This is a genomic window from Kitasatospora sp. NPDC056076 (genome assembly GCF_042266305.1).
In the GTDB taxonomy this organism is placed as follows: Bacteria; Actinomycetota; Actinomycetes; order Streptomycetales; family Streptomycetaceae; genus Kitasatospora.
This window is the reverse complement of the sequence record NZ_JBHJWG010000076.1, coordinates 1,050-9,691: the sequence shown is the minus strand read 5'-3', so window position 1 is coordinate 9,691 and position 8,642 is coordinate 1,050. Positions and strand designations below refer to the sequence as shown.

Annotated in this window: 7 protein-coding genes; 4 read left to right on the top strand and 3 right to left on the bottom strand. The window is 75.6% G+C overall.

Going from position 1 to position 8,642, the window contains the following annotated elements:
• Positions 1 to 154 precede the first annotated feature (154 nt).
• On the bottom strand, positions 155 to 1,111 hold the full coding sequence (gene sigJ / locus ACFC1T_RS36380) for an RNA polymerase sigma factor SigJ (protein ID WP_375896550.1): 957 nt from the start codon (positions 1,109 to 1,111) through the stop codon (positions 155 to 157).
• A 137-nt stretch (positions 1,112 to 1,248) separates the two neighbouring features.
• Here sigJ and ACFC1T_RS36375 point away from each other — a divergent pair, with 137 nt between their 5' ends.
• Positions 1,249 to 1,614, top strand: coding sequence for a DoxX family protein (locus tag ACFC1T_RS36375; RefSeq protein ID WP_375896502.1), 366 nt, complete (start codon positions 1,249 to 1,251; stop codon positions 1,612 to 1,614).
• Positions 1,615 to 1,669: 55 nt separating this feature from the next.
• Positions 1,670 to 2,212, top strand: coding sequence for a GNAT family N-acetyltransferase (locus ACFC1T_RS36370; protein WP_375896499.1), 543 nt, complete (start codon positions 1,670 to 1,672; stop codon positions 2,210 to 2,212).
• Positions 2,213 to 2,234: 22 nt separating this feature from the next.
• On the opposite strand, the gene ACFC1T_RS36365 is transcribed toward ACFC1T_RS36370, so the two are convergent.
• A complete protein-coding gene (locus ACFC1T_RS36365; protein ID WP_375896496.1) occupies positions 2,235 to 2,822 on the bottom strand; it encodes a PadR family transcriptional regulator in 588 nt (195 codons plus the stop codon).
• Positions 2,823 to 2,917: 95 nt separating this feature from the next.
• On the opposite strand from ACFC1T_RS36365, the gene ACFC1T_RS36360 reads away from it, so the two are divergent.
• Entirely contained in the window at positions 2,918 to 3,370 is a 453-nt protein-coding gene (locus ACFC1T_RS36360; RefSeq protein WP_375896493.1) for a nuclear transport factor 2 family protein, read from the top strand.
• A gap of 46 nt (positions 3,371 to 3,416) precedes the next feature.
• On the opposite strand, the gene ACFC1T_RS36355 is transcribed toward ACFC1T_RS36360, so the two are convergent.
• The gene (locus ACFC1T_RS36355) at positions 3,417 to 4,076 is read right to left on the bottom strand and encodes a histone deacetylase (RefSeq protein ID WP_375896490.1); all 660 of its coding nucleotides are present in this window, start codon (positions 4,074 to 4,076) and stop codon (positions 3,417 to 3,419) included.
• A gap of 423 nt (positions 4,077 to 4,499) precedes the next feature.
• Between ACFC1T_RS36355 and ACFC1T_RS36350 the strand changes: the two genes are divergently transcribed.
• Entirely contained in the window at positions 4,500 to 8,501 is a 4,002-nt protein-coding gene (locus ACFC1T_RS36350) for a Pls/PosA family non-ribosomal peptide synthetase (protein ID WP_375896487.1), read from the top strand.
• Positions 8,502 to 8,642: the final 141 nt, after the last annotated feature.

Sequence of the window (8,642 nt, the reverse complement as noted above, 5' to 3'; positions counted from 1 at the left end):
GTGGGGGGGGGTGGGGGGGGGGGGGGGGGGGGGGGGGGGTCGGCGCCCCCCCCCCCCCGGGCCCGCCCCCCCCCCACTCCCGGTGACGGGTTACCCCGGCCGGCCCCAATGCTGCGCCGGGGCGGGGTGGTTCACCCGAACGGGATTCGTATGCCTACCGCTCCCGCACCCGTCGCAGCCCGATGTCGGAGACCTCGCCCAGGTGGCCGAGCTTGTCGGGGTTGGACACGGAGTGCAGCGCCCGGATCGCGCCGTCGGCGATGTCCAGCTCCAGGACGGCGGCCACGCGCCCCCGCGGGTCGTAGGAGACCGCGCCCGGGCGGCCGTTGACCATCGCCGGGTGCAGGGTGATGCCGAGTTCGCGGCCGCGGCCGAAGCCGAAGGCGAGCAGCTGGGCGACGCGCTCGCGGCCGGCGACCGACTTTCCGACCGCCTGGGCCTTGCCGCCGCCGTCGCCGTGGAAGACCACGTCGGGGGCGAGCAGGTCCAGCAGCTCGGTCAGGTCCCCGCCGGCGGCCGCCGCGAAGAAGCGGCGCGCCAGTTCGTCGCCCTCCGCGCGCCGGGCCGCGGGGAGCGGGGTGTCCGCGTCGCTCGCGGCCAGGCGTTTGCGGGCCCGGGCCAGGATCTGACGGCAGTTCGCCTCCGACTTGCCGGTCAGCTCCGCGACCTCCGGGTAGCCGTAGCCGAAGGCCTCGCGCAGCAGGAACACCGCCCGCTCCACGGGGGAGAGGGCCTCCAGCATCAGCAGCAGGGCCATCGACAGCGAGTCGGCCAGTTCGGCGTGCTCGGCGGGGGCGTCGCCGGGGCGCTCGGCGAAGGCGACCACCGGCTCCGGCAGCCACTCGCCGACGTAGGACTCGCGCCGCACCCGCGCCGAGCCGAGGTGGTTGATGCCCAGGCGGGTGACCGAAGTGGCCAGGTACGCCTTGAGGTTGGTGACGGTGGTGCCCGCCCGCTGGGCGCGGGTCAGGTTGAGGAAGGTGTCCTGGACGAGGTCCTCGGCGTCGCCCACCGAACCCGTCATGCCGTAGGCGATGGAGAACAGCAGCGGCCGGTACCCCGCCGCCTCCGTCGCGCCCGCGCCGCCCGCCGCTCCCGCCGCTCCCGCCATGGCCACCCCGTCTCCCGTCCCCGGCGCCGCCCCGGCCCCGGGGTGGCGCGCGTCACCGTGGGCGGCTGTCACGGGCCGCCCGGCCGCCCTGTCCCAGAGGGCAGCAGCGGACAAACGTACCGAGGAGAACGAGCGTCATGAACACTGCCCTGTGGACCGTCACCGCCCTGCTGGCCGCCGCCTACCTGCTCGGCGGCGCCTTCAAGGTGCTGGTGCCCAAGGAGCGGATCGCCGCCGCCGGGCGCAGCGGCCGCTGGGTCGAGGACTTCGGCGCGGGGGCGGTGAGGGCGATCGGCGCCCTCGAAGTCCTGGCCGCGCTCGGCCTGGTGCTGCCCGCGCTGGTGCACGTCGCGCCGGTGCTGGTGCCGCTGGCCGCGCTCGGCCTGGCGCTGCTGATGGCCGGCGCGGCGGCGGTGCGCCTGCGGCGCCGGGAGTACCCGCTGGTGGCGGTGGACGCGCTCTACCTGCTGCTGGCCGCCTTCGTGGCCTGGGGCCGCTTCTGACGGCGGCTTCCTTCCTCGACCGGCCCCCGGCGGGCCACATTGCTAGGGTGCGCGGATGGAAGACCTGGACCTGGGAACCGTGGCCTGGCCGCCCGCGCCGATCCGCACCGAACGCCTCGTGCTGCGCGGCAGCCGGGAGTGCGACCGTGCGGCGTTCGTCGACCTGTTCTCCTCGCCCGAGGTGCACACCTACCTCGGCGGGGCCCGGCCGCGCGCGCAGGTGGAGCGCGAGCTGCCCGGGGCGCCCGAGGACCGGCCCGGGACCTTCGTCGCCGAACTCGACGGGGCGATGGTCGGCCTGGTCCTGCTCCGCCGGGCGACCGGCCACCGCCGCCCGGCCGCCACCGGCCGGCTCGACCTCGGCTACCTGTTCCTGCCCCGGGCCTGGGGGCGCGGCTACGCCGCCGAGGCGTGCACGGCGGCACTGGCCTGGCTCGCCGGCGCGCTGCCCGGCGAGGCGGTGGTGCTGACCACCCAGAGCGCCAACACCGCCTCGATGCGGCTCGCGGCGAAACTGGGCTTCACCGAGGTGGAGCGCTTCCGGGCCTGGGACGCCGAGCAGTGGCTCGGCATCCGCCCCCCGGCACCCGGCGCCTGACCGCGCTTCCGCTCAACTGCGCTCAACTGCGCTCAACTGCGCCGCGCCCGCCCGGCGTTCGGCTGCGCTGCGCCAGGACGGCGATCGCCTCCCGGCACCAGTCCCGGTTGCCCCGCTCGAAGGCCAGGCCGCGCAGGCAGGTCAGGTACGGGCCGATCCGCTCGCCCTCGCGCAGGAACCGGGCCTCGTCCCACCCGCCGCGCATGCCGTGCAGCATCCGCTCGAACAGGTCGATCTTCGCCTGGGCGAACTCGGCGCGCTCGGCGAGCTGTTCGGCGAGCACGGCGGGGTCGAGGTGGTCGGCGGCGCGGACCTTGACCATCAGGTCGTCGCGTACGAAGGAGGGCTTGGCGCTCGCGGCGGCGAAGTCGTCCAGTTCGGCGAGGCCGGCCGCGGTGACGGTGAACAGCCGCTTGGTGGGGCGCCCCTCCTGCGCCACCTCCCGCCCGGCGACCAGCCCGTCCCGTTCCAGCCGGGCCAGTTCGGCGTAGAGCTGCTGCGGCTGGGCGTACCAGAAGTTGGCCACGCCGAGGTCGAAGGCCTTGGCCAGGTCGTAGCCGCTGGTCTCCCCGTCCAGCAGGGCGGCCAGCACGGCGTGTCGCAGGGCCATCGGGTCGGCCCTCCCTCCTGTTGCCGGATGTGCTCCGCATGGTAGTAGTCATCAATCTGACTAGTCACATCCATGACTATCCCGGGAGTGCCGCCATGACCGCCGCCACCACCGCTGCCACCGCCGCCGAGCGCCTGCGCGCCGCCGTCGACGCCCGCGACCTCGCCGCGCTGGACGACCTGTTCACCGACGACATCCGCTTCTACAGCCCGGTCAAGTTCGGCCCCTTCGAGGGCAAGCCCATGGTGCTCGGCCTCTTCGGGGTGCTGCTGCGCACCTTCGAGGACTTCCGCTACGTCGGCGCGTACGAGGGCGCCGCGCAGACCAGCGCGGACGGCACCGAGGCGCCCTCGGCGGTGCTGCTGTTCCGGGCGGTGGTGGGCGGCAAGGAGATCCACGGCATCGACCTGGTGCACGTCGACGAGCAGGGCCGGATCAAGGAGTTCACCGTGATGGTCCGCCCCCAGTCCGCCGTCCAGGCCCTCGGCCAGGCGGTCTTCGCCGGCCTGATCGCCGCCGGCCTGGTCCCCGCCCCGCCCACCGCCTGAGACCCCCTGCCCGAGGCCCCGGCGCCCTGTCGGTACGGTCCCCCGTTCAGTCCAGCAGGGCCGCCACCGCCGCCACCGGCCAGTGGCCGGCGGCGCCGGGGCGGGTGGCGAGGTAGCCGGCGGTGCGCCAGGGGCCCCAGGTGTGGGATTCGGCGAGGCCGGCGGCCAGGGTGCGCAGGTAGGCGGGGGAGGGGGCGGTGGGGGTGGCGCCGGCCAGGCCGGTGGGGGAGGTGAGGGTGAGCACCGGGCGCCCCCGGAGCGCGCCCACGCGCAGGAGGGTCTCGTAGCGGCCGGGGCCGAGCCGGTCGCGCCCGGTGGCCAGGACCCGGGTGAGGTCGAGGTCGGCGGCGGGGGTGCGCTGTATCTCCTGGGCGGCGACGTCGCCGAACTGGCCGGCCGTGACGAGGTAGGCGCGGCAGGGCACCCGCCCGGGCCCGGCGGGGTCGTAGAAGGCGGTGCCGCCGCCCCAGGTGGCCGAGTGCCCGGCGAAGTACACCGTGCCGGGCAGGGTCAGGGCCGCGCTGGCGCGCGGCGGGCGCCGGTCGCGGCAGCCCGGGCAGGCGCGTGCCGCGCCCGCGGGGCGGCCGCCGCAGAGGTAGCAGGAGAAGCGGGCGGCGTGCAGGTTGGACCCGTACGCCGCGTACCAGAGGAGCCGGTCCCGGCCGGTGGTGCCGGGGCGGGCGGCCCGGGCGCACACCGAATTCACAGGAAACATCCGCACGGAAAAGGGCGGCGGCAGCCTCCCACACAAAGATGAGAATGACGTGCACAGGTCGAGAATCCGTCCGAAACCCCCCGATTCGGTAGCCGACCCCTCACTACCTGTACCGTTCCGGTCGCCATGGTGTTCATCACTCTTCCCTCCGTCGTCACGCCCCTCCGGTTTCCGCCGATTAGCCTTCACCATCGAAAACGCTCGAAACCCCCCGAAATGACATTCGATTCGTATCGGTGCCTGAGGAAACGGCATCGATGATGAGAATTCTCTTTGACCGCACCTTCGCTGCATCCAGCCGACTCCCAGCGGAGTCATGGTGAGTGGGCGCGTCCCACCAGGCGACGACCAGGTCACCGCACGTAGCAGGCAATGCGCGCCCTCCCAGGAAAACGGAGCCGAGGAACCCACCCCATGGACGCACGGCATGACACGTCCGGCCCAGTCACGCTGCACCGCCCCCACCCGGGGCAGGCAGCCGGCTGGCCGGTGGCCCAGCCCGCCCACCCCCGAAGCCTCCTCGACGTCATCGCCGCCACGGCCGACGCGCACCCGCACGCGCCCGCCCTGGACACCGGCGACGCCGTCCTCGACTACAGAACCCTGCTGCAGGAGGTCGACGCCCTCGCCGGCGTCCTGGCCGGCCACGGCATCGGCACCGGCGACCGGGTGGGCGTACGCATCCCCTCCGGCACCGCCGACCTGTACGTCGCCATCCTCGCCGTGCTGCGCTGCGGCGCCGCCTACGTCCCGGTGGACGCCGACGACCCCGACGAGCGCGCCGAGATGATCTGGCAGGACGCCCGGGTCTGCGCCGTCGTCGGCGCCGAGCGCCGCCTGTTCGCCGGCCCCGCCGCCCGCCCCTCGGGCCGCCCCGCCTGGCCCACCCCCGCCGACGACGCCTGGATCATCTTCACCTCCGGCACCACCGGCCGCCCCAAGGGCGTGGCCGTCACCCACCGCAGCGCCGCCGCCTTCGTCGACGCCGAGGCCCGGATCTTCCTGCGCCCCCAGCCGCTGGGCCCCGGGGACCGCGTCCTGGCGGGCCTGTCGGTGGCCTTCGACGCCTCCTGCGAGGAGATGTGGCTGGCCTGGCGCCACGGCGCCTGCCTCGTCCCCGCCCCCCGCTCCCTGGTCAAGGCCGGCACCGACCTGGGCCCCTGGCTCGTCCAGCGCCGCATCACCGCGATCTCCACCGTCCCCACCCTGCTCGCCCTGTGGCCCCAGGAGTGCCTGGACCAGGTCCGCCTGATCATCGTCGGCGGCGAGGCCTGCCCGGCCGAACTGGTCGAGCGCCTGGCCGTCCCCGGCCGCGAGTTCTGGAACACCTACGGCCCCACCGAGACCACCGTCGTCGCCACCGCCGCCCGGATGCTCCCCGGCGAGCCGGTGCGCATCGGCGCCCCCCTGGACGGCTGGGAGATCGCCGTCGTCGACCAGAACGGCCACCCCGTCCCCTGGTACGAGAGCGGCGAACTGCTGATCAGCGGCATCGGCACCGCCCGCTACCTCGACCCCGCCAAGGACGCCGAGAAGTACAGCCCGCACCCCGCGATCGCCTCCCCCCGCGTCTACCGCAGCGGCGACCTGGTCCGCAACGACCCCGAGGGCCTGGTCTTCCTCGGCCGCGCCGACGACCAGATCAAACTCGGCGGGCGCCGCATCGAACTCGGCGAGATCGACGCCGCCCTCCAGGCCCTGCCCGGCATCCGCGCGGCCGCCGCCGCCGTCCGCAAGACCCCCGCCGGCGCCGACCTGCTGGTCGGCTACCTCGTCGCCCAGCCCGGCACCACCCCCGACCTGGCCACCGCCCGCCAGCACCTGCTGGAGCGCCTGCCCCAACCCCTGGTGCCCGTCCTGGCCCTGGTCGACTCCCTGCCCACCAAGACCTCCGGCAAGGTCGACCGCCACGCCCTGCCCTGGCCGCTGCCCACCACCGGCACCACCGGCCCCGACGGCCCCGCCCAGCCCCTGGACGGCACCGCCGGCTGGCTCGCCGGCCAGTGGGAGCGCCTGCTCGGCATGGCCCCCGGCAACGCCGACGACTTCTTCGCCCTCGGCGGCTCCAGCCTCACCGCCGCCCGCCTGGTCTCCGAACTGCGCACCCGCCACAGCGGCGTCTCCGTCGCCGACCTCTACGCCCACCCGGTACTCGGCGACCTCGCCGGCTACCTCGACTCCCTCGCCCCGGCCCCGCGGGCCCAGGCGGCCGCGGCCGGGCCGGAATCCGCCGCGACCGCCCCGCCCCGCAGGCCGGTGCGCCCCACCCCGCGCAGCGCCGGCCTCTGGCAGACCCTGATGCTGCTCGCCATGTTCGGCCTCTCCGGCCTGCGCTGGGTGATCGTCCTGATCGCCGCCGACAACCTCATGGGCACCGACATCCCCTGGGCCCCGCACAGCTCCTGGTGGCCCGTGGCCGCCGGCGCGCTCCTCTTCTTCACCGCCCCCGGCCGCACCCTGCTCGCCGCCGCCGGCGCCCGCCTGATCACCGCCGGCATCCGCCCCGGCAGCCACCCCCGCGGCGGCCACGTCCACCTGCGACTGTGGGCCGCCGAGCGCTACACCGCCATGTTCGGCACCGGCAACCTCTCCGGCACCCCCTGGGCCGTGCGCTACGCCCGGATGCTCGGCTGCCGCGTCGGCCGCGACGTCCAGCTGCACACCGCGCCCCCGGTCACCGGCCTGGCCCGGATCGGCAACGGCGCCAGCCTCGAACCCGAGGTCGACATCGCCGGCTGGTGGCTCGACGGCGACACCCTCCAGCTCGGCCACCTCGACATCGGCGAGGGCGCCGCCGTCGGCCACCGCGCCACCGTGATGCCCGGCGCCCGCATCGGCGCCGGCGCCCAGATCGCCCCCGGCTCCTGCGTCACCGCCACCGTCCCGCCCGGCGAGCACTGGCACGGCTCCCCGGCCCGCCCCTGCACCGAGGCCCGCACCCCCTGGCCCACCGCCCCCGCCAAGCGCACCCGCGCCTGGAACCCGGCCTACGGCGCCGCCTTCGCCCTCTTCGGCCTCGTCCCCGTCCTGGCCGCCCTGCCCGCGCTGTTCATCGTCTACCCGCTGGTCGACACCGACCGCACCCTGCTCGCCGCCCTGCTCCAGCTGCTGCCGCTGACCGTGCCGCTGGCCGTCCTGACCGTCTTCTGCCACGCCGCACTGATAGCCCTCCTGATCCGCCTGCTCTCGCTCCCGCTGCGCCCGGGCTTCCACCCGGCCACCGGCGGCGTCGCCTTCTGCGCCTGGGGGGTCTCCCACCTCAGCGACGGCGCCCGGCGCACCCTGTTCCCCTTCTACGCCAGCCTCTTCACCCCGGTGTGGCTGCGCCTGCTCGGCGCGAAGGTCGGGCGCCGGGTGGAGGCCTCCACCGTGCTCGCCCTGCCCGCCCTGATGCGGGTCGACGACGGCGCCTTCCTCGCCGACGACACCCTCGTCGCCCCCTACGAGCTGCGCGACGGCTGGCTGCACCTGGGCCGCTCCCACGTCGGGCGCCGCTCCTTCGTCGGCAACTCCGGCATCGTCGGCCCCGGCCGCTCGCTGCCGGACAACTCCCTGGTCGGCGTGCTCTCCGACACCCCCGCCCAGGCCCCCGAGGGCTCCTCCTGGCTGGGCCGGCCCGCCTTCGCCCTGCCCCGGGTGGCCGCCGCCGGCGGCGAGGACCGCACCTACAACCCGCCCAAGCGCCTGATGTGGGCCCGGGCCGGCGTCGAGGTCTGCCGGCTGCTGCCGGTCGTCGTCGCCGCGATCCTGGCCGACCTGGTCTTCGCCGCCCTCCAGGCGATCCGCGACGACTACGGGCTGGGCACCGCCGCCGGCGCGGCCGGCCTGGTGCTGGCGGCCGCCGCCGTGGCCGCCCTGGCGCTCACCACCCTCGCCAAGTGGCTGCTGGTCGGACGCTTCCGGGTGTCCGAGCACCCGCTGTGGTCCTCCTTCGTCTGGCGCAACGAGCTCTACGACACCTTCGTCGAGGAACTCGCCATGCCCTTCGGCGGCGGCGCCATGACCGGCACCCCCTACCTCAACCTGTGGCTGCGCAGCCTCGGCGCGAGGATCGGGCGCGGGGCCTGGTGCGAGACCCACTGGCTGCCCGAGAGCGACCTGGTCACCGTCGGGGCGGGCGCCAGCGTCAACCGCGGCACCGTGCTGCAGACCCACCTGTTCCACGACCGGGTGATGCGGCTGGGCCCCGTCCACCTGGGCGCCGGCTCCACCACCGGGCCGCACTCGATCGTGCTGCTCAACTCCTCGCTCGGCGACGACACCACGGTCGGCCCGGCCTCCCTGGTGATGCGCGGGGAGAACGTCCCCGGCGCCACCCGCTGGCTGGGCAACCCGGTCGCCGCCTGGAACGCCGACGCCACCCCGCCGGCCGGGCGCCGTGCGGCCCGCGGGCGGCGCCGGGCCGCCGTGATGTAGCCCACCCGCACGGGCCCGCGCACAGGCGGTGGGGGGCCGGGCGGACCCCCGGGCGCCCCCCCCGGCCGGGGGGCCGCCGGGGGGGGAGAGACCCCAGTCCACCCCCAGTTTGTAGTAGTGCGGGGGGGGGGGGGGGGTGTT

What these genes read in the sequence shown, in the direction of transcription:
- sigJ (WP_375896550.1), bottom strand. Translation starts at nt 1,111, where the DNA reads ATGGCGGGAGCGGCGGGAGCGGCGGGCGGCGCGGGCGCGACGGAGGCG.
- ACFC1T_RS36375 (WP_375896502.1), top strand. Translation starts at nt 1,249, where the DNA reads ATGAACACTGCCCTGTGGACCGTCACCGCCCTGCTGGCCGCCGCCTAC.
- ACFC1T_RS36360 (WP_375896493.1), top strand. Translation starts at nt 2,918, where the DNA reads ATGACCGCCGCCACCACCGCTGCCACCGCCGCCGAGCGCCTGCGCGCC.
- ACFC1T_RS36370 (WP_375896499.1), top strand. Translation starts at nt 1,670, where the DNA reads ATGGAAGACCTGGACCTGGGAACCGTGGCCTGGCCGCCCGCGCCGATC.
- ACFC1T_RS36365 (WP_375896496.1), bottom strand. Translation starts at nt 2,822, where the DNA reads ATGGCCCTGCGACACGCCGTGCTGGCCGCCCTGCTGGACGGGGAGACC.
- ACFC1T_RS36350 (WP_375896487.1), top strand. Translation starts at nt 4,500, where the DNA reads ATGGACGCACGGCATGACACGTCCGGCCCAGTCACGCTGCACCGCCCC.